The sequence below is a fragment of the Solibacillus sp. FSL R5-0449 genome (genome assembly GCF_037975215.1).
Lineage (GTDB): Bacteria > Bacillota > Bacilli > Bacillales_A > Planococcaceae > Solibacillus.
Genome location: NZ_CP150239.1, coordinates 997,983 through 1,017,741 on the forward strand (window position 1 = coordinate 997,983; position 19,759 = coordinate 1,017,741).

Genomic DNA, 19,759 nt, shown 5'->3' on the forward strand with positions numbered 1-19,759 from the left:
TCCGCTGTGTCCAAGAAAGATAAAGACCTATCAGGAAAGCAGAAAGCTGCTTTACTGTTAATTTCTCTAGGACCGGAAGTTTCGGCTTCTGTATATAAGCATTTAAGTGAAGAGGAAATTGAACGTCTGACACTGGAAATTTCTAGTGTTAAAAGAGTGGAGTCAACTGTTAAAGAAGAAATTATTGAAGAATTTCACCAAATAGCACTCGCGCAGGACTATATTACACAAGGTGGTATAGGATATGCGAAAACCGTACTGGAAAAGGCATTGGGTTCTGAACAGGCACAGGCGATATTAAATCGTTTAACTTCTTCATTACAAGTAAGACCATTCGATTTTGCCAGAAAAGCAGATCCGTCACAAATTTTCAATTTTATCCAAAATGAACATCCTCAAACAATTGCACTTATTCTCTCTTATTTAGAACCAGGGCAAGCAGGGGTTATTCTATCTTCATTACCACAGGAAGTACAAGCGGATATTGCGAAGCGTATTGCCATTATGGAATCGACGTCACCGGAAGTTATAAGTGAGATTGAATCGGTATTAGAGCGAAAACTATCATCTACTGTAACACAGGACTATACAGAAACTGGTGGCGTAGATGCAGTCGTGGAAGTATTGAATGGTGTGGACCGTCAAACAGAGAAAACAATTCTTGATGCACTTGAAATTCAAGATCCTGAACTTGCCGAAGAAATTAAAAAGCGCATGTTTGTATTTGAAGATATCGTTACACTCGATAATCGTTCAATTCAGCGTGTTATTCGTGACTGTGAAAACGAAGACTTGTTGTTATCGATGAAAGTATCTTCAGAAGAAGTAAAAGAAATTATTTTCCGCAATATGTCTCAACGTATGGCAGAAACATTCCGTGAAGAAATGGATATTATGGGCCCTGTTCGTTTACGTGATGTAGAAGAAGCACAGTCTCGAATTGTAGGAATTATCCGACGTTTGGAAGATGCAGGTGAAATTATTATCGCACGTGGCGGAGGAGATGATGTAATTGTCTAAAATCATCCGTTCAACAAATGCACAGCAACCCGAAGAGTCATCAGTTGTAGAAATTAAACTCCAAAATTTCTTCGAGCCGATTCATTTTGGGAAAACGGAAGATGAACGCATAGAGGAATTGTCCCAGCAAAGCTCGATTGACATTGAAGCAGAACGTCAGCAAATGCTGGAACAGGCCAATTATGAAATCGAGCAGCAAAAAGCTCATTTTGAACAGTACCGAACAGAGCAGCTTGAGGCAATTGAAGCATTAAAACAATCATGGGAAGAGGAAAAACTCGTTCTTCAACAGGAAGCGTATGACGTCGGTTTTGCGCAAGGATATGAGGATGGCATACAAAAGGCAAATGCAACGATGCAACAGTCAATACATGCGGCCAATGAAACGATGACAAATGCGCAAAAAAATGCAGCATCGTATATTGAGTCACAGGAGTCCATCCTTTTGGATCTTGCTTTAACAGCTGCAGAACGCATTATTCATACATCACTTGACCGTGACGATGAAATATTCGTATCCATTGTGCGACGTGGTCTAAAAGAAGCCCGTGAAATGAAAGAAGTTAAATTATATGTATCACCGAAATACCATCCGATTGTGACAGAACAGCAAGAGGAACTAGCGGAAATGTTCCCGGTAAATGTTCCGTTTATGATATTTGTCAATGAAGATCTGCTGGATACAGAAAGCTATATCGAAACAAATCATGGACGTATCGTCATATCAATTGACGAACAATTGCAGGAGCTCCGCAGACAGTTATACGAACTAATCGAAAGTAAGGAATGATAAGGATGAAAATGGCTCAATTAGTTGAACAAATTCCTAATCTTAATACATTTAAAAAGTATGGTAGAGTGACGAGAGTTGTCGGCTTGATGATTGAGTCCCAAGGTCCTGAAAGTTCCATCGGGGACGTTTGTAAAATCCATATCCAAACATCGAAAAATGGACCGCAGGTGATGCTGGCGGAAGTAGTTGGATTTAAAGATGAAATTGTTATTTTAATGCCGTACTCTTCATTGAAGGAAATCTCCATTGGCTGTCTTGTCGAGGGGACAGGTTCGCCGCTGGAAGTGAAAGTAGGTCCGGAACTGATCGGGAAAGTGCTTGATGCGATGGGCAACCCGTTTGATGGGCAGCCATTGCCAAAAGGATTAATAACAGTCCCAACTGAAAAAGAGCCGCCCAATCCTTTAAGCCGTCCGCCGATTAACGACCAGCTGGAAGTAGGGGTAAAGGCGATTGACGGAATGCTAACGGTCGGCAGCGGTCAGCGTGTAGGTATATTTGCAGGATCGGGTGTCGGAAAAAGTACATTGCTTGGGATGATTGCCCGGAACACGGAAGCGGATATTAATGTGATTGCCCTTGTAGGAGAACGTGGACGTGAAGTGCGGGAGTTTATCGAACGCGATTTGGGTCCGGAAGGTTTACAACGGTCGGTTGTCGTAGCAGCTACTAGTGACCAGCCTGCATTAATGCGGATTAAAGCGGCATTTACCGCAACCGCTATCGCTGAATATTTCAGGGACCGTGGCAAGAACGTGATGTTAATGATGGATTCCGTAACACGTGTTGCGATGGCACAGCGTGAAGTTGGACTGGCAATTGGTGAACCGCCTGCAACAAGAGGTTACACACCCTCCGTTTTTGCAATATTACCAACATTGCTGGAACGGTCAGGGACGAATATTAATGGAACGATTACCGCATTTTATACAGTGCTTGTAGACGGTGATGATATGAACGAACCAATTGCGGATGCAGTACGGGGGATTTTAGACGGTCATATTGTACTGGACCGGAATCTTGCCAACAAAGGACAATATCCGGCAATTAATGTATTAAAAAGCGTTAGTCGTCTAATGAATCATATTGCACAGCCTGAACATGTTCAGGCAGCAAGCCGCTTGCGGGAATTATACTACAGCTACTCTAAATCAGAGGATTTGATTAATATTGGAGCATATAAGCGCGGGACATCGAAGGAAATTGATGAGGCGATTATGTACGAGCCGCTTATTACACAATTCTTAAAGCAAGGGTATAAAGATAAAGTTTCGATCGATCAAACTGTCAAAGAAATTATCGCATTATCGAATGGTGGTGCCCGTTAACTATGAAATACAATTATCGATTCGAAAAAATTCTTATTGTTAAAGATCAAGAAAAAACACAATCGGAACTTGCTTTTAAAGAATCGGTGCAAGTATTTGAAGAAATTGCTACAAAGCTTTATGACCTGTTAAAGAAAAAGGAAGATTTGATCGAATATCAGCAGGAACGTTTAAAAGTTGGTTCTTCGATCGATGAAATCAACCATTATTCAAAATTTATCGATAGTATGGAAAAAACAATAGAAGATGCACAGCAAAAAGTAATGCAGGCACGGGCCAAGATGAATTGGTATGAGGAAAAATTATTGGAAAAAAGTTTGGAAGTACGTAAATATGAAAAAATGCGTGAAAGAGATCAAGAAAGATTCATAGAAGATCAACTTCATATAGAAGCAATTCAGCTGGATGAGCTTTCAACAATTGCGTATTACAAGAAGGAAATCAGGTGATTCCGTGGCAAAAAAAATAAAAAGTACGATGGAACAAGTGGAAGAAATGGAATTGGAAAGCCAATCTCCAAGTTTTTTCAAAAAGTTTTTCTACCTATTTTTAATCCCGTTCATGTTTCTCATCGCAATTTTATTGGTTATTACAACTATGACGGAATATAACGTGTTTAAAATGGCAGATGAGGCGATTGATAAGATTCCATTTATCAGCTCTGATGAAAAAGAGGGAGTAGTAGAAAACAGCACATTAAGTGAACAAAAAGTTGTGGAGCTGCAAGCGGAAATTCAAGAAAAAGAAGCGCAAATTTCACAGCTCCAATCACAAATCGATGCATCAGCGACTGAAAAGGAAGAACTTCTAATTGAGCAGGAACGATTAATGTTTGAAATTGAGAAACTTCAGCGAGATCAGGAAGAGTCGAAAAAAGAGTTCAAAGAAATTTTGTCTACTTTCGAAAAAATGTCTGCAAGAAAAGCGGCACCTATATTAGTTGAAATGAGTGACACAGAAAGTGTGCGTATTATGTCGGAAATGAAACCCGATACATTGTCAGCTATTTTCGCAAAAATGGAGCCTGCAGATGCAGCACGCTTTACAGAGCTTTTATCACAGCAATAGTCCTTGAATGGAGGGAGGTGTAGTAAATGAATATAGCAATGTTACAAACGGTAAAAATGCCGAAGCAGGATTTACAACCGAACACGGTGAAAACAGCCAATCCAGACGCTAAAGGATTTGGAAGTGTGTTTAATTCGATGATCACAAAATCATCTGCTCCAGCCACTAAGCAAACGGAAATGTCAGAAACGCCGCTAGCCGAAAGTGTTGCCGGGATTTTAGAGGAAAGCTCACTGGAAAGTTTACTTGAACAATTAGGTGTTGAGGTGGATGAGTCGGGGCTATTTGCCTTAATAGGTGAAGAAAGTACGCCAATCGCAATAGATGATTTAATGACTGTGGATAACCTTACAGAAATATTAGGAATAACTAAAACGGAGTTGGACGAAATTGTTCAAAAGTTATTAGGTGATGCAAAACAAGATATAACGGATATTTGGTCCCTGATCGAACAAGCGCCACAAATTTTAAGTGAAGTACTAGCAGTTATTGAAAAGCCTGAGCAAAACAATGTACAACCAAAAGAATTACAGCAACTTGTCCAGCTATTAAAGTTAGCTCAACTAGCTGGAAGTAAAGTCGATACGGTCTATCGACAGGAAGTTCAGTTAAACAGCTTAAAAGATGCATTGCTGGCATTGGCGAATGAAACTCAAAAGTTAGCGGGAACAGAGCAGAGCACTACGAAAACATCGACTTTCCAACAAGTAGTACAGCAAGGACAGACTGCTCAAACACAACAGACGACTGTAAAAGTTGAAACTGATACGCAAACAACGGGTCATATTCAGCAGCAAGTAACACAGACTAAAACAGTGACCGTTACATTACCTGCAGAAAAGCCGGCACAGTCGGAGGCATTATTAAAAGAAATTCAAAACTTGATCAATCGCAGCCAGCTTTCAGGACAGCCGGGCAATATGAAATTATTCCTGAAACTGTTCCCGGAAAACCTTGGTCAAATTCGAATTGAATTAGTTCAAAAAGACGGGGTCATGACAGCACGATTATTGGCAACGACAGCAATGGGGAAAGAGTTACTGGAAAATAATATTAATCAATTAAAAGCAGGTTTTGTCTCTCAAAATATTCAAATGGAACGAATCGATGTTGCCCAGTCTTTACAGGATGCGGATCGAAATGCGCGTGATCAAAACTTCTTTAATAACTTCTTCCGCAAAAATGATGAAGAAGAGCGGGACAATAACGAAGATACATCAGAAGAAGAAAATGTTTCGTTTAAAGATCTATTAAGTGAGGAGGTAGAATAAGTGGCAAACTCAATTTCAAATGATTATTATTTACCGGCGAACAATCCGAATTTCAAAGTGACGGATAAACAAGATAACGGGGCGCTCGGAAAAGATGCGTTTCTAAAAATATTGATTACACAATTGCAAAACCAGGATCCGACTAGCCCGATGGATGATAAGGAATTTATTTCACAGATGGCACAATTTTCTTCGCTTGAACAAATGCAAAATATGACAAAGGCGATGGAAAATTTACTTGAATCACAGGAACAGTCACAGTTAATGAACTATTCAACATTTGTCGGCAAAGAAGTAAAATGGCATGAAATTACAGACGAAGTGGATGCAGACAACAAGCCAATCTACAACGAAGGAACAGGCGCGATTCAGGAACTGAAGTTTGTTGAGGGTGAGGCCGTGTTTGTACTGGCTGACGGCAAGGAAATTAAACCAGGCAATATTTCATCGATTCTTGGAAGTACGAGTACAACAGAGCCGGCAGTTCCAGCAGGCAATCCATTAGCGGAAGCGAGCCAGCTGATCGGACAGACAGTTCAATATACAAATGGTGACCAGGTTATTGAGGCAATTATTGAAGCGATTAAAACAAATAATGTGAACATCGAATACATTTTAAATGATGGTTCCCGTTTAACGAAAGACCAATTTACAGTGAGTTCTCAAACAACCCAAAATGAAAATGTAACAGAATAAGAGGTGGGGCTGATGAACCGAGTCAATATTCAACATATCCCTTACCACCCACCGATAAAGCCGCTAATAAAGCAAAATACTGAGCAAGTTTCAAAGCAGTCCTTTATGGACCATTTAAAACAGGCGACCGGTGATGAATTAAAAATAAGCAAGCATGCGTCAGAACGGTTGAATGAACGAAATATTTCGATATCCGATCGTGAATGGCAGCAAATTTCCGAAAAAGTGTTTGAGGCAAAAAATAAAGGTGTGAAGCAGCCGTTAGTCCTGTTAGATCAGGCGGCGTTAATTGTAAGTGCAAAAAATGCGACGGTAATTACGGCATTGGATCGTAATGAAGCAAAACAGCAACTATTTACCAATATTGATGGAACAATCCTTTTATAGGCCGGACCTTCAGAAGTAAGGATGCCTACAGTCGTTGAATGATCGATACGACTGAACTAAAAAACAGATTTGAGAAACGAAGGGAGAACGACATTTTATGTTACGTTCAATGTATTCAGGTATTTCAGGCTTAAAAAACTTTCAGACAAAATTAGACGTTATTGGGAATAATATTGCGAATGTTAATACGTACGGCTACAAAAAAGAAAGAACAATTTTTAAAGATTTAATTTCGCAAACACAATCAGGTGCTTCAGGTCCATCAGCAACACGCGGTGGTACGAATGCAATTCAAGTAGGTTTAGGGTCTCAGTTAGCAGCGATTGATACAATTCATAATGCAGGCTCTATGCAAACGACAGGTCGTACACTGGATTTAGCAATTTCAGGTGATGGATTCTTTATGGTGGCAGACTCTGTAGAGGTGAATGAAGGACTAGATGGTGCAGTTGATGAGGTTACAGGCTTGACAAATACTGCCTATACACGTGCTGGTAACTTCTATATGGATAAAAATGGGTATTTAGTAAATGGAGACGGGAAATATTTAGTAGGATTTGCGAATGAAAATATTGCTGAATACGATTCAATTGATGACCCGGAAGGATGGCTTTCTAACTTTGATGATGAAAAAGCTGATACGGTGGGAGATATTGAAGCAGGTGCAAACTTGTTAGAAGCGGGTGCTTTACCAGATGGCACAAATCCTATCCGTATCCCAACTACTGCTCAATCTATGAGTATATCTCAAGATGGAACTATTTCATTTGTAGACGCGGCTGGTAAATTACAATATGCAGGTACTTTGATTTTATCTAAATTCCCAAATGCAAGTGGCTTAGAAAAAACTGGGTCAAACTATTTCCAAGTTACACAAAACTCTGGTGAAGCTTATGCACATTTTGGTACGGTGGATGGCTTGGGTTCAATTAACTCCGGCTTCATGGAAATGTCTAACGTAGATCTTTCGGAAGAATTCACGGAAATGATTGTTGCACAACGTGGTTTCCAGGCGAACTCTCGAATAATTACAACTTCTGATGAAATATTACAAGAGCTTGTAAATTTAAAACGATAGTCTTAATATAGTAGAAATTCATTGAAAATTCATTATAGAAGGGGGGCGGGCCGGCTCTCAACTGCAGGTCCGGCCCTATTTCAATGATTGAGGTGACTCGCCTTAATGGTAAAGCATTTACTTTAAATGCTTTATACATAGAAACAGTTGAAGCATTTCCGGACACCCAAATTACGCTGACGACTGGACGTAAATTCATTGTGTTAGAGACTGAAAAACAGGTACGGGAAAAAGTGAAGACATTCTATCAGCATGTCCAAGTTTTATCGAACCCGCATCTTAGAGGTGAAGAAGATGAAGAATAATAAATTATTGACAATTATGCTAATTATATTAGTGACGATTACTTTATTCGGTGTTATTGTAGTTGTGTTATTGACACAGATGGACAAAGAGAAGCCGGATGGACCAACGATTGATGAAATTATCGAGTCATCGGTAGACATTCCCGAGATTACAACGAACTTGGCAGATGGAAGTTTCGTCCGCATTACTTTGAAAATTCAGGCTTCGGATAAAAAAGCTGGCGAAGAATTGTTTAAACGAGATTTCCAAGTGAAAAACATCGTAATTCAAGAACTTTCTGAAATGGAAGAAAAAGCTTTAGAAGGCAAACAAGGTAAAATTACATTCCAGGATGCAATTAAAGCTCAATTAAATGAGTTAATGCAAGAAGGGGAAGTTACGCAAGTGTATATTACTTCATACGTACTTCAGTAATCATCAGTACTACACAATTTTAATTTTTGAAATGGAGGTGGGCAAATGGCAGGAGATATAATGTCGCAATCCGAAATCGATGCGCTCTTATCGGCAATATCGACCGGAGAAATGTCTGCAGAAGACATAAAAAAAGAAGACGAGACACGAAAAGTTAAAGTATATGACTTTAAACGGGCTCTGCGCTTCTCAAAAGACCAAATCCGAAGTTTGACCCGTATACATGAAAACTTTGCGCGACTGTTAACAACATTCTTTTCGGCACAGTTAAGAAGCTATGTCCAAATAACAGTTGCATCTGTGGACCAAATTCCGTTTGAAGAATTTGTTCGTTCCATCCCAAACATGACATTGATCAATGTATTTGAGGTTCCGCCTTTGGATGGCAATATTTTAATGGAGATCAACCCGAACATTGCCTATTCGATGCTCGATCGACTGATGGGAGGAGCAGGCGGAAGTCATAGTAATGTTGACAATTTAACCGAAATCGAAACGAAAATTATGACGAATCTATTCGAACGTTCTTTTGATAACTTGCGTGAAGCGTGGGAAAACGTTGCAGAAATCGATCCGATGCTTGTGGAATTGGAAGTGAATCCGCAGTTTTTACAAATGATTTCGCCAAATGAAACGGTTGTTGTCATTTCGTTCAATACAGTTATCGGAGAAACGACAGGGATGATCAATATTTGTATTCCGCATGTCGTATTGGAGCCGATCGTTCCGAATTTATCTGTCCGCTACTGGATGCAGACAAATACGAAGGAAATTTCACCGGAACAAACGAAAATGCTTGAAACTCGTGTGAAACAGGCAAAACTGCCGGTTATTGCAGAGTTAGGAACGGCCGACATTACAATTGAAGATTTCCTGACGATGGCTGTCGGTGATGTCATTCCGTTAAATCAAAAAATTGAAAATCCGTTAACAATGAAAGTCGGCAGTTTACCGAAATTTACCGTTCAGCCAGGGAAATTAAATAATAAAATGGCTATACAAATTATCGACCCTGTGAAAGGAGGAGACGAAGATGAGTGATGAAATGCTCTCCCAAGAAGAAATTGAGGCTCTATTAAGGGGCGAAACGCTGGAGGATTTTTCTGCAAATACAGTAAATCCGGAAGAAGAAATTAAAGTTGAGGATCACTTAACTCCAATAGAAATTGATGCATTAGGTGAGGTAGGTAATATCTCGTTCGGCAGTTCGGCAACTGCATTATCTTCATTACTAGGTCAAAAAGTAGATATTACAACACCTAGTATTACAATGATAAATCGTAATCGTCTGGAACAGGAATTCCCGCATCCATATGTTGCCGTTCAAGTAGAGTATACAACTGGACTTTCAGGAATGAATCTTCTTGTTATCAAACAATCGGATGCTGCAATTATTGCAGATCTGATGCTGGGCGGCGATGGTGTAAATCCAAGACCTGAACTAAGTGAAATCCAGTTGAGTGCTGTGCAGGAAGCGATGAATCAAATGATGGGTTCAGCTGCGACTTCGATGTCAACGGTGTTTAACCAAAAGGTTGATATTTCACCACCGACAATTGACTTACTAAATATTTCACAAAATGAGGGTACAGATAATATACCAGTTGATGAATTATTAGTGAAAATTTCGTTTAGATTACGTATTGGAGAATTGATAGATTCAAATTTAATGCAATTACTCCCTTTAAAGTTTAGTAAAAAAATAGTAAAGTCATTAATGGGAGAAACTGACGAACCTCTTACTGCTGCAACAACTACAGTTGAGCCGGCGCCAGTTCAGCCGCCACAACAACAGCCAATGCAACAACCGACTGGAGGACAGCCTTCAATATTTGAACAACCAGTTCAGCAGCAAGCGCAACAGCAATCTGTATATGAGCAGCCGCAGCCGGTTTACCAACAGCCTGCTTATACACCACCACCGGCAAATGTACAGCAAGCTCAATTCGCAAGCTTTGAATCGGCAAATATTACACAAGCTGAGTCTCGCAACTTAAATATGTTGCTTGACATTCCATTACAAGTAACTGTTGAGCTTGGACGTACAAACCGTTCAGTCAAAGAAATACTTGAACTATCAAGCGGTTCGATTATTGAGTTGGATAAGCTTGCAGGTGAACCTGTGGATATTTTAGTAAACAGTCGTTTAATCGCTAAAGGCGAAGTTGTAGTAATTGATGAGAACTTCGGTGTTCGCATCACAGATATTTTAAGTCAGGCAGATCGCTTGAACAATATAAGATAGTTTTAATTGGAGGAATCAGATTATGTCTAAAAGGATTTTAATTGTTGACGATGCAGCATTCATGCGCATGATGATCAAGGACATTTTAACAAAGAATGGTTTTGAAGTAGTAGGAGAAGCTGCTGATGGAATTCAGGCGGTTGAAAAGTACAATGAATTACGTCCGGATTTAGTAACAATGGATATTACAATGCCTGAAATGGATGGTATTGCAGCATTAAAAGAAATTAAAGGCACGGATCCAAATGCGGTAGTGATTATGTGTTCAGCAATGGGCCAACAAGCTATGGTCATCGATGCGATTCAAGCAGGTGCAAAAGACTTTATCGTAAAGCCTTTCCAAGCAGATCGCGTAATCGAAGCGATTCAAAAAGCTTTAGGTTGATCTGATGAAAGCAAAAAAATCATTTCGATTTTGGATCGCTGTTGGAATTGTATTGATGACGGCATTATTTGCACCAATCTCAAATGGAACTTTTGCGATGGTAAGTAACGTATACGAAAACTGTAATGAAAACCCTGAAGTATGTTCAGAAGAGAAAAATTCAGATCAGAGTACTCCGGATGTCGACGCAGAACAAACTGACTCGGCATCCGTTAGTGTTGGATTTTGGGAATATCTGAAAGTATTAATAGCACTTGTCTTCGTCATAGGGCTATTATTGTTCATTTTAAAGTATTTAAACAAGCGTAACTTTAACTATCAACAAAACGCCGTTATAAAAAATATCGGTGGATTGTCTTTAGGACAGCAAAAGTCTGTACAATTATTACTAATTGGTAAACGAGTTTATGTAGTTGGTGTCGGCGATAACATTCAGCTTCTGAAGGAAATCGAATCCGAAGAAGAAATCGACCATTTATTAAATCAAATTGAAAATAAACAGAGTATGGTGAATACTTCACCATATATAGCTCAATTAATTAATAGATTTTCACAAAAAAAACGCAATCAGGATATTTCGGAAAGTCCTAAATTCAATGATTTGTTCAATGAAAAAATCGGCAAAATCAAGCAGCAACGAAGTGAAGAGCTTGATCGTTGGAAGGAACAGGAGCGTGATGATCGATGAACGACCTTCTTTCCGTGTTTTCTGAAAGTGATCCGGGAAATGTATCCACATCAGTTACACTGTTATTCCTGTTAACTGTTCTATCTTTAGCGCCGAGTCTATTAATCTTAATGACGTCATTTGCGCGTATCGTTATCGTTCTGTCATTTACTAGGACAGCCCTTGCCACGAACCAGATGCCCCCTAACCAGGTAATTATCGGGTTGGCACTGTTTCTGACATTCTTTATTATGGCTCCTACATTACAGCAAGTAAACGAGCAGGCATTACAGCCACTCTTCGATGAAGAAATTAATTTGGAAGAGGCATATGAACGGGCGACGATTCCGTTCAAACAATTTATGTCTCAGCATACAAGGCAAAAGGATTTAGAACTTTTTATCGAATATAATCAGGCAGAGTATCCGGATTCCATTGAGGAAATTCCGATGACGCTGCTCGTACCCGCATTTGCGTTAAGTGAAATTAAAACAGCTTTTCAAATGGGCTTTATGATATTCATTCCGTTTTTAGTTATTGATATGGTAGTCGCAAGTACACTGATGTCAATGGGGATGATGATGTTGCCTCCAGTAATGATTTCACTGCCATTTAAAATCTTATTATTTGTACTCGTCGATGGTTGGTATTTAGTGATGAAATCTTTACTTCAAAGTTTTTAGGGGATGATATAAAGTGACACAGGAAATGGTCATTGCAATTGCAGAAAATGCAGTATTCACGATATTGATAGTTTCGGGACCTTTACTATTAATCGCACTTATCAGCGGTTTAATAGTCAGTATTTTTCAGGCAACAACTTCCATTCAAGAACAGACATTGGCGTTCGTACCTAAAATCGTAGCGGTATTAGTGGCGATTATTTTTTTTGGTCCGTTCATGATCAGCAAAATGACGGACTACTTTCATGACATTTTAAATAACCTAGTTCGGTATATTGGGTGAGAAGATGACGGAATTACTACCGAACTTATCAATACTGCTATTAATTTTAGTACGTGTTTCTGCATTTTTTGTCTCCGTCCCTTTATTTTCATATCGTACAATACCACAGCAAGTGCGCATAATTTTGGCTGTCGCTTTAGCATGGATGATGTATTATACGTTTAATATTGAACCGTTTGAAATTAATGCTTTCTACTTGCTGCTCGTTTTAAAAGAAGCCATTATCGGTCTTATGCTGGGATTGGCAGCAATGATTATCGTTTCCGCTGTTCAAATAGCCGGGGGATTTATCGATTTCCAGATGGGTTTTGCGATGGCGAATATTATTGATCCGCAAACAGGCGCACAGTCGCCGTTAATGGGTCAGTTTTTAAACTTTTTAATGCTTTTAGTATTGCTTTCAATTAACGGTCATCATCTAATTTTAGATGGGATTTTTTATAGTTATCAGTTTATGCCGATGGACCAGTTTTTCCCGAATTTCGGTGAAGAAGGGACCGCATTGTTTATTATAAAAATATTTGTTTCTGTTTTTGCCATTGCATTTCAAATGTCAGCTCCAATAGTTGCAACATTATTTTTAGTAACGTTAGCGTTAGGAATTACAGGGAAAACGGTGCCGCAAATGAATATATTTGTAATCGGATTCCCAATCAAAATTGCAGTAGGGTTTCTTGTATTGATGGTGACAATGGCTGTATTAGTAGGAGTTATGAAGGAGCTAATTGAATTTATGATTATTTCTTTACGTGACTTAATGGTTATTTTAGGTGGTGGCTAACATGGACATAAAATTATTGATCAACGTTGACCTACAGTTTTTTGCTGGTGAAAAAACGGAAAAAGCAACACCGAAAAAACGTCAGGATTCACGAAAAAAAGGACAAGTATTAAAAAGTCAGGACGTCACTGCCGCCGTATTACTGTTATTGTCATTTTTCTTTTTACTTTTCTTTGCGCCATTCATGTACGAAGGAATGAAAGGTTTTTTACTGCAAGCACTTAACCGCAATATGTTAATTGAAACGCTGAACGCTGAAACCGTAATGGATATGTATGTTGAATCCATTAAAGAAATGGCTATTATCGTTCTGCCGATTATGGTCATTGCCATTATTGCAGGTATTGGAGCTAACTTTTTTCAGTTTGGCTTACTTTTTACAACAGAAACATTAAAAATAGATTTAAAAAAAATGGATCCGATCAAAGGGATCAAAAAGATAATTTCTGTTAGAGCAATCGTCAACTTAATTAAATCATTATTGAAAGTTACGTTGATCGGGACTGTGACAACTGTTGTCATTATTGTCTATTTAGAAGATGTATTGTCGCTTGCTTTACATAGTCCAGCGCAAATTTTGGCCACCGTAGCATACTTGTCGGCCATCATGGGAATTGCTGCATCGATTATGCTCATATTCATTGCATTGTTTGACTATATTTATGAACGGTATGAATATGAAAAGCAATTAAAGATGTCAAAACAGGATCTTAAAGATGAACATAAAAATGCAGAGGGCGACCCGCTGATCAAGTCGAAAATTAAACAGCGTCAACGTGAAATGGCAATGCGCAGAATGATGCAGGATGTACCTGCTGCAGATGTGGTCATCACAAACCCGACCCATTTCGCCATTGCGCTGAAATATGATGAAGATATGATGGATGCGCCAAAAGTTGTTGCAAAAGGCACCGATTTTGTTGCACAGAAGATTAAACTTATTGCAAAAGAACATGATGTCATTATGGTAGAAAATCGTCCGCTTGCCCGTGCGATGTATGACCAGGTTGAAATCGGACAGGCTGTACCGGAAGAGTTTTTCAAAGCAGTTGCCGAAGTTCTTGCATATGTATACCGGATTAAACGCAAAATTTGACATAGATTTCAGGAGGGACAACAATGCAAATACGCGACATAGGGGTTTTAGCTGCAGTGATCATGGTTGTAGCGATGCTCATTATCCCTCTTCCACATTGGCTGCTCAGTTTTTTAATTATTATAAATATTACATTTGCGCTGCTCGTGTTATTAACTTCAATGAATATGAAGGAAGCGCTCGATTTCTCGATATTCCCAACTGTCATTCTATTATTAACGTTATTCCGTCTGGCATTGTCTGTATCTACGACACGTGCGATTTTAGCGGAAGGTGACGCAGGTAAAGTAGTAGAGACATTTGGTAATTTCGTAACAGGCGGTAATATTTTAGTAGGTTTAGTTATTTTCCTATTATTAGTTATTATCCAGTTCATCGTTATTACAAAAGGTTCGGAGCGTGTTGCGGAAGTTGCTGCACGTTTTACTTTGGATGCGATGCCTGGTAAGCAAATGAGTATCGATGCAGATTTAAACGCCGGAATGATTTCGGAAAAGGAAGCGCGCGAACGTCGTGAAAAAGTATCCGGAGAAGCAGACTTTTATGGAGCGATGGATGGTGCGACGAAATTCGTTAAAGGGGATGCGATTGCCTCTATCATTATGGTCGGCATTAACTTACTGTTCGGTATGATAATCGGTATGGTTCAGATGGAGCTGAGTTTCGGTGAAGCGGCATCGAAGTATTCAATGCTGACAGTCGGTGATGGACTAGTATCGCAAATCCCGGCATTACTAATTTCCACTGCAACAGGGATTGTTGTAACACGTGCCGCTTCTAAAGGAAATCTTGGTTCAGATATTACAGCACAATTATTTGCTCAATCAAAACTCCTTTATGTCGCTGCAGGTACAATTCTTCTGCTTGGATTATTCACACCGATTCCGGACTGGATTACCATTCCGATTGCGATAGCATTAGCGGCTGGTGCCTTCTTGATGGATCGTAAAAAAGAAGAAACACCGGAAGAAATTATGGAAATCGAAGAGGAAGTTGCTTCTGATACGATGAAAAGTCCGGAAAATGTTATTAATCTATTAAATGTCGATCCGATCGAGTTCGAATTTGGCTATGGATTAATTCCGTTAGTGGATGCTGCGCAGGGCGGGGATTTACTGGACCGCGTAGTAATGATCCGCCGTCAGCTTGCACTCGAGCTTGGGATTGTTATACCGATTGTCCGTATCCGTGACAATATCCAGCTGCAGCCAAATGAGTACCGGATTAAAATAAAGGGAAATGAAATGGCAAGAGGCGAATTACTGCTCGATCATTATTTGGCAATGAGTCCGGGGGATGATAATTCAATCGATGGGATCGATACAATCGAGCCGTCATTTGGATTGCCTGCAAAATGGATTACAGAAGCAGTAAAAGAGGATGCCGAAATGTTCGGTTATACAGTAGTCGATCCGCCAAGCGTTGTTTCTACCCATTTAACGGAAATTATCCGTGCGAATGCCCACGATCTGCTTGGACGTCAAGAGACGAAGCAATTGATCGATCATTTACGCGAAACTCATGCGATTTTAGTGGACGATTTAATTCCGGCACCATTATCGATAGGGGAAGTCCAAAAAGTATTGGCAAAACTATTGCGTGAAAATGTTTCGATACGGAATTTGCCGATTATTTTCGAAACATTGGCAGATTATGCAAAGCTTACTAGCGATCCTGATATTTTAACGGAATATGTGAGACAGGCATTGGCTAGACAAATAACATCACAATTCATTAACGGCCAACAAGCATTGAAAGTTATTACAGTATCTGCGAAAGTGGAAAAACTCGTGGCTGACAGCATTCAGCAAACAGACCACGGTAACTATTTGGCAATGGATCCACAGCAGTCGCAGTTCGTATTGGAAGCTATTGCAAAAGAAGTGGAGCGTGTTTCCTATACGGAGCAGTCGCCAATTATTTTATGTTCGCCAGCTGTGCGCCTGTATGTTAGACAATTAACAGAACGTTATTTCCCGCAAGTACCGATTCTTTCGTATAACGAATTGGATGCAGCTGTTGAAATTCAAAGTGTAGGGGTGGTGAATGTAGAGTGAAGATGAAAAAATACAATGCACCTTCCATTGCTGAGGCGATGAAACTAATTCGCGCCGATTTAGGGGAAGATGCAGTTATTCTGAATTCAAAGGTCGTCGTGACGAAAAAGTTTTTCGGATTAGTAAAAAATAAAAGCTATGAAGTCGTGGCAGGTTATGACCAGGTGGAAAAGAAACCTTCATTACCGTCTTTTGAAGACATGCCAACATTTGCACCGCAATTGAAAGGGGAAGGGATTACCGAAACAGCTTCGTCTATGGAACCGTACAAAAAAGTTCCGCAAGACGATGCTGGCGTCATGCCTGAAAGCCTGGCAAAAGAGATTGCCGATTTAAAATCAATGATGCAAGCGATGCAGCGTATGTCGACACAATCTCAATATCCTGATGAACTCTTACCATTTATCGACTTTCTACGTGAGCAGGAACTTGGAGAGGAGCTTATCACACAAATCAGTGATGAGCTTTTTATGTATTATAACGGCCATGGCAAGCAAATCACGTGGAACGAAATGCAGGAAGTGGCCAAAGACTATTTAAGAAAAGAATTGTATGACTTGCCGATCAGCGGTATTTCATATGAGAAAAAATACATTAATGTGCTAGGACCAACAGGAGTCGGGAAAACGACAACGATTGCCAAAATGGCAGCACGTGCAGTCCTTGAAAAGAAAAAGAAGATCGGTTTTATTACGACGGACACATATCGTATCGCCGCGATTGAACAATTGAAGACGTATGCCGCGTTACTGCAGGCACCTGTGGAAGTTGTTTATAATGCAACAGATTATGCAGAAGCGATTAAAAAGTTTGACCATTTGGATTTAATTTTTATAGATACGGCCGGAAGAAACTATAAAGAAGCGAAATATGTAGAAGATTTAAAGTCATTAATACAATTTAGTGAACAAGTAGAATCCTACCTCGTTTTATCTTTAACATCTAAGCAAAAAGACTTAGAATCAATTATTGAACAATTTTCGAACATGCATATTGAAAAATTTATCTTTACGAAGCTTGATGAAACAAATTCTATTGGCACTATGTTTAATTTAATGATTAAATATAATAAAGGACTAGCTTATTATACGAATGGTCAAGAAGTACCAGAAGATATCGAACAGCCAAATAGTGATAATTTACTAGAACTTTTCTTCAAGGTGAACTCGGATGAAAGATCAAGCTGAAAAGTTGCGTCAGAAAATGCTTGGAAGCGAACATAGGTCAGGGCGGTCAATTGCTGTTGTTAGTGGAAAAGGCGGTGTAGGTAAAAGTAACTTTACGACAAACTTCGCAACTCTATTATCAAAAAAAGGAAAAAAAGTAGTTGTTTTAGATATGGACATCGGTATGGGGAATGTACACATTCTCATAGGGAGTTCTGTAAAATACAATTTAAAGGATTACCTGGATGGCCAAGTACCGCTTGAAGAAGTACTGTGCGAAACGAATGAAGGAGTAAGCTATATTTCCGGCGGGTCCGGAATGTCGTCTTTAATGGAATGGTCTCCTGAAGTTTTTGCCCGTCTTGTCTCGGCTTTTGAAACATTACAGAAAGAATTCGATTTTGTTTTATTCGATATGGGAGCGGGTGTTGTTGATTGGTCTTTAGATCTATTAACATCTATTGAAGAAATTATTGTTATTTCTACCGCGGAACCGACGTCTATTATGGATGCTTATTCTATGATGAAATTTATTCATATGAGAGACCCGATGAAGAAATTTTATCTTTTAGGCAATCGGGCGTATACAGTCGAGGAAGGGCAAGATACGACACAACGCCTAAAAACAGTGATGCAGCGTTTTTTGGAGAAAGAAGTAACGATTTTAGGCTCACTGCCGGAAGATTCTGTTGTGCGTCAAGCAGTACGTCAGCAAGCGTTATTTACACTCGTGTATCCTGATGCCCCGGTTTCTAAAACGTTGTTAAAGATTGTTGATCAATTTTTAACAGCGCAGGCCGAATTGAAAGAAGTGCATGCAACGAACGAATCTATAAAATTTATAGCAAAATTAAAAAACATCTTTTCGAGAGGGCGTGAGTAAATGAGCAACTTACAGAAAACTAAACTGCTAGTTGTTGATGATTCCGCCTTTATGCGGAAGCTAATAAGCGATTTTTTTTCGGATCATCCGAATATTGAAGTCATCGGGGCTGCCCGTAATGGGAAAGACGCCATTAAAAAGATCGAGCAGCTGAAGCCCGATGTCGTGACGATGGATGTTGAAATGCCGGAAATGAATGGGATGGAAGCGTTAAAAGAGATTATGCAAAAGTATCCATTGCCTGTCATCATGCTTTCCAGTACGACAAAGCGCGGAGCAGAAAATACGTTAATGGCAATGGAATACGGTGCAGTAGATTTTGTTGCAAAACCAAGCGGCTCCATTTCATTGGATTTACATAAAATTAAGGATGAGCTCGTACGAAAAGTGGAAGAGGCATCTAAAGTAACGGTTTCAAAACTGAGAAAACCATTGCTTAAATCGACAGCTGCAAGTCAAGTGCCCCGTCATCCTTTCAACAATGAAGAACCAAAACTGAAAAATATGACAAAGCCACCCGTCAACATTGATGTACCGATTAAAAAGACGGAGTGGAGCAAAACTTCGAAGAAAATCATTTTGATCGGGACTTCTACAGGTGGTCCAAGAGCTTTACAGGAAGTGATCACTAAAATTCCCGCAAATGTGGGTGCACCGATTTTAATCGTGCAGCATATGCCTGCCGGTTTTACAAAATCGCTGGCAGCCAGACTTGATCAATTGAGTGAAATTCATGTGAAAGAAGCAGAACAAGGCGACCTGTTGCAAAAAGGGACTGCCTATATTGCGCCGGGTGGCTATCATCTTAAATTAAGAAAAATCGGATCGTCATTTGCAGTCGTACTCGACGATCAGGAACCGCCAAGAGCAGGCCATCGCCCGTCTGTAGATGTCATGTTTGAAGATGTCAGCAAGTATTCGGATTTCGATAAAATTGCCGTCATTATGACCGGAATGGGCTATGACGGATCAAAAGGTCTAGTGTCGCTCAAAAAAACAGGGAATGTCACGGCTATTGCCGAGTCAGCAGAAACATGTATCGTATATGGAATGCCAAAAGCTGCCGTGGAAACGCAGCTTGTAGATGAAGTGGCGGATGTTGATGATATTGCCCGAACAATTATGAAATATATGCCTTAAAAAGGGGTGCCC

General features: G+C 39.7%; 23 protein-coding genes. All 23 read left to right on the plus strand.

Annotated elements, in window-relative coordinates; all coding sequences use genetic code 11:
* Positions 1-6 precede the first annotated feature (6 nt).
* The 23 genes from fliG to MKY27_RS04845 all read left to right on the plus strand — a co-directional run bounded on the left by fliG (position 7) and on the right by MKY27_RS04845 (position 19,747).
* Entirely contained in the window at positions 7-1,020 is a 1,014-nt protein-coding gene (gene fliG, locus MKY27_RS04735; RefSeq protein ID WP_339198140.1) for a flagellar motor switch protein FliG, read from the plus strand.
* The gene (fliH, locus tag MKY27_RS04740; RefSeq protein ID WP_339198143.1) at positions 1,013-1,810 is read left to right on the plus strand and encodes a flagellar assembly protein FliH; all 798 of its coding nucleotides are present in this window, start codon (positions 1,013-1,015) and stop codon (positions 1,808-1,810) included. The genes fliG and fliH overlap by 8 nt, the downstream gene beginning before the upstream one ends.
* 5 nt (positions 1,811-1,815) lie before the next feature.
* Positions 1,816-3,141 (plus strand): flagellar protein export ATPase FliI, encoded by a 1,326-nt coding sequence (fliI, locus tag MKY27_RS04745; protein ID WP_339198146.1) that lies wholly within the window; start codon positions 1,816-1,818, stop codon positions 3,139-3,141.
* Positions 3,142-3,143: 2 nt separating this feature from the next.
* Entirely contained in the window at positions 3,144-3,590 is a 447-nt protein-coding gene (gene fliJ, locus MKY27_RS04750) for a flagellar export protein FliJ (RefSeq protein WP_339198149.1), read from the plus strand.
* Between the two features lie 4 nt (positions 3,591-3,594).
* Positions 3,595-4,209: a hypothetical protein gene (locus MKY27_RS04755; protein WP_339198151.1), complete on the plus strand. Its 615-nt coding sequence runs from the start codon at positions 3,595-3,597 to the stop codon at positions 4,207-4,209.
* A gap of 26 nt (positions 4,210-4,235) precedes the next feature.
* Positions 4,236-5,480 (plus strand): flagellar hook-length control protein FliK, encoded by a 1,245-nt coding sequence (locus MKY27_RS04760; RefSeq protein WP_339198153.1) that lies wholly within the window; start codon positions 4,236-4,238, stop codon positions 5,478-5,480.
* Entirely contained in the window at positions 5,481-6,176 is a 696-nt protein-coding gene (gene flgD / locus MKY27_RS04765) for a flagellar hook assembly protein FlgD (RefSeq protein ID WP_339198155.1), read from the plus strand. It abuts the gene before it with no gap.
* 12 nt (positions 6,177-6,188) lie between these two features.
* Positions 6,189-6,563: a TIGR02530 family flagellar biosynthesis protein gene (locus tag MKY27_RS04770; RefSeq protein WP_339198156.1), complete on the plus strand. Its 375-nt coding sequence runs from the start codon at positions 6,189-6,191 to the stop codon at positions 6,561-6,563.
* Positions 6,564-6,660: 97 nt separating this feature from the next.
* On the plus strand, positions 6,661-7,641 hold the full coding sequence (locus tag MKY27_RS04775) for a flagellar hook-basal body complex protein (protein WP_339198158.1): 981 nt from the start codon (positions 6,661-6,663) through the stop codon (positions 7,639-7,641).
* An 83-nt stretch (positions 7,642-7,724) separates the two neighbouring features.
* The gene (locus MKY27_RS04780; protein WP_339198160.1) at positions 7,725-7,946 is read left to right on the plus strand and encodes a flagellar FlbD family protein; all 222 of its coding nucleotides are present in this window, start codon (positions 7,725-7,727) and stop codon (positions 7,944-7,946) included.
* A complete protein-coding gene (gene fliL / locus MKY27_RS04785; protein WP_339175556.1) occupies positions 7,936-8,361 on the plus strand; it encodes a flagellar basal body-associated protein FliL in 426 nt (141 codons plus the stop codon). The genes MKY27_RS04780 and fliL overlap by 11 nt, the downstream gene beginning before the upstream one ends.
* Positions 8,362-8,406: 45 nt before the next feature.
* Entirely contained in the window at positions 8,407-9,402 is a 996-nt protein-coding gene (fliM, locus tag MKY27_RS04790) for a flagellar motor switch protein FliM (RefSeq protein WP_339198163.1), read from the plus strand.
* On the plus strand, positions 9,395-10,606 hold the full coding sequence (fliY, locus tag MKY27_RS04795; protein ID WP_339198166.1) for a flagellar motor switch phosphatase FliY: 1,212 nt from the start codon (positions 9,395-9,397) through the stop codon (positions 10,604-10,606). The genes fliM and fliY overlap by 8 nt, the downstream gene beginning before the upstream one ends.
* A gap of 22 nt (positions 10,607-10,628) precedes the next feature.
* Positions 10,629-10,991, plus strand: coding sequence for a response regulator (locus MKY27_RS04800; RefSeq protein WP_339198168.1), 363 nt, complete (start codon positions 10,629-10,631; stop codon positions 10,989-10,991).
* 4 nt (positions 10,992-10,995) lie between these two features.
* Positions 10,996-11,679, plus strand: coding sequence for a flagellar biosynthetic protein FliO (locus tag MKY27_RS04805; RefSeq protein ID WP_339198171.1), 684 nt, complete (start codon positions 10,996-10,998; stop codon positions 11,677-11,679).
* On the plus strand, positions 11,676-12,341 hold the full coding sequence (gene fliP, locus MKY27_RS04810) for a flagellar type III secretion system pore protein FliP (protein ID WP_339198174.1): 666 nt from the start codon (positions 11,676-11,678) through the stop codon (positions 12,339-12,341). The genes MKY27_RS04805 and fliP overlap by 4 nt, the downstream gene beginning before the upstream one ends.
* A gap of 13 nt (positions 12,342-12,354) precedes the next feature.
* Positions 12,355-12,624 carry a flagellar biosynthesis protein FliQ gene (gene fliQ / locus MKY27_RS04815; RefSeq protein WP_008403270.1) on the plus strand — a complete coding sequence of 90 codons (270 nt, stop codon included), beginning with the start codon at positions 12,355-12,357 and terminating at the stop codon, positions 12,622-12,624.
* A 4-nt stretch (positions 12,625-12,628) separates the two neighbouring features.
* Entirely contained in the window at positions 12,629-13,405 is a 777-nt protein-coding gene (fliR, locus tag MKY27_RS04820) for a flagellar biosynthetic protein FliR (protein WP_339198177.1), read from the plus strand.
* A gap of 1 nt (position 13,406) precedes the next feature.
* A complete protein-coding gene (flhB, locus tag MKY27_RS04825) occupies positions 13,407-14,501 on the plus strand; it encodes a flagellar biosynthesis protein FlhB (protein WP_339198179.1) in 1,095 nt (364 codons plus the stop codon).
* Between the two features lie 23 nt (positions 14,502-14,524).
* Complete coding sequence (flhA, locus tag MKY27_RS04830; RefSeq protein WP_339198182.1) at positions 14,525-16,558, plus strand: flagellar biosynthesis protein FlhA; 2,034 nt, start codon at positions 14,525-14,527, stop codon at positions 16,556-16,558.
* Positions 16,555-17,745 carry a flagellar biosynthesis protein FlhF gene (gene flhF / locus MKY27_RS04835; protein WP_339198185.1) on the plus strand — a complete coding sequence of 397 codons (1,191 nt, stop codon included), beginning with the start codon at positions 16,555-16,557 and terminating at the stop codon, positions 17,743-17,745. The genes flhA and flhF overlap by 4 nt, the downstream gene beginning before the upstream one ends.
* The gene (locus tag MKY27_RS04840; protein ID WP_339198188.1) at positions 17,729-18,607 is read left to right on the plus strand and encodes a MinD/ParA family protein; all 879 of its coding nucleotides are present in this window, start codon (positions 17,729-17,731) and stop codon (positions 18,605-18,607) included. The genes flhF and MKY27_RS04840 overlap by 17 nt, the downstream gene beginning before the upstream one ends.
* Positions 18,608-19,747: a chemotaxis response regulator protein-glutamate methylesterase gene (locus MKY27_RS04845; protein WP_339198191.1), complete on the plus strand. Its 1,140-nt coding sequence runs from the start codon at positions 18,608-18,610 to the stop codon at positions 19,745-19,747.
* The last annotated feature ends 12 nt before the right edge of the window (positions 19,748-19,759 follow it).

Excerpts from the sequence above, each read along its gene's own strand:
- fliP (WP_339198174.1), top strand. The coding sequence starts at position 11,676 with ATGAACGACCTTCTTTCCGTGTTTTCTGAAAGTGATCCGGGAAATGTA.
- MKY27_RS04840 (WP_339198188.1), top strand. The coding sequence starts at position 17,729 with ATGAAAGATCAAGCTGAAAAGTTGCGTCAGAAAATGCTTGGAAGCGAA.
- fliY (WP_339198166.1), top strand. The coding sequence starts at position 9,395 with ATGAGTGATGAAATGCTCTCCCAAGAAGAAATTGAGGCTCTATTAAGG.
- flhA (WP_339198182.1), top strand. The coding sequence starts at position 14,525 with ATGCAAATACGCGACATAGGGGTTTTAGCTGCAGTGATCATGGTTGTA.
- MKY27_RS04800 (WP_339198168.1), top strand. The coding sequence starts at position 10,629 with ATGTCTAAAAGGATTTTAATTGTTGACGATGCAGCATTCATGCGCATG.
- flhB (WP_339198179.1), top strand. The coding sequence starts at position 13,407 with ATGGACATAAAATTATTGATCAACGTTGACCTACAGTTTTTTGCTGGT.
- MKY27_RS04760 (WP_339198153.1), top strand. The coding sequence starts at position 4,236 with ATGAATATAGCAATGTTACAAACGGTAAAAATGCCGAAGCAGGATTTA.
- MKY27_RS04845 (WP_339198191.1), top strand. The coding sequence starts at position 18,608 with ATGAGCAACTTACAGAAAACTAAACTGCTAGTTGTTGATGATTCCGCC.
- fliI (WP_339198146.1), top strand. The coding sequence starts at position 1,816 with ATGAAAATGGCTCAATTAGTTGAACAAATTCCTAATCTTAATACATTT.
- fliL (WP_339175556.1), top strand. The coding sequence starts at position 7,936 with ATGAAGAATAATAAATTATTGACAATTATGCTAATTATATTAGTGACG.
- MKY27_RS04780 (WP_339198160.1), top strand. The coding sequence starts at position 7,725 with ATGATTGAGGTGACTCGCCTTAATGGTAAAGCATTTACTTTAAATGCT.
- MKY27_RS04805 (WP_339198171.1), top strand. The coding sequence starts at position 10,996 with ATGAAAGCAAAAAAATCATTTCGATTTTGGATCGCTGTTGGAATTGTA.
- fliM (WP_339198163.1), top strand. The coding sequence starts at position 8,407 with ATGGCAGGAGATATAATGTCGCAATCCGAAATCGATGCGCTCTTATCG.
- fliJ (WP_339198149.1), top strand. The coding sequence starts at position 3,144 with ATGAAATACAATTATCGATTCGAAAAAATTCTTATTGTTAAAGATCAA.
- MKY27_RS04775 (WP_339198158.1), top strand. The coding sequence starts at position 6,661 with ATGTTACGTTCAATGTATTCAGGTATTTCAGGCTTAAAAAACTTTCAG.
- MKY27_RS04770 (WP_339198156.1), top strand. The coding sequence starts at position 6,189 with ATGAACCGAGTCAATATTCAACATATCCCTTACCACCCACCGATAAAG.
- fliR (WP_339198177.1), top strand. The coding sequence starts at position 12,629 with ATGACGGAATTACTACCGAACTTATCAATACTGCTATTAATTTTAGTA.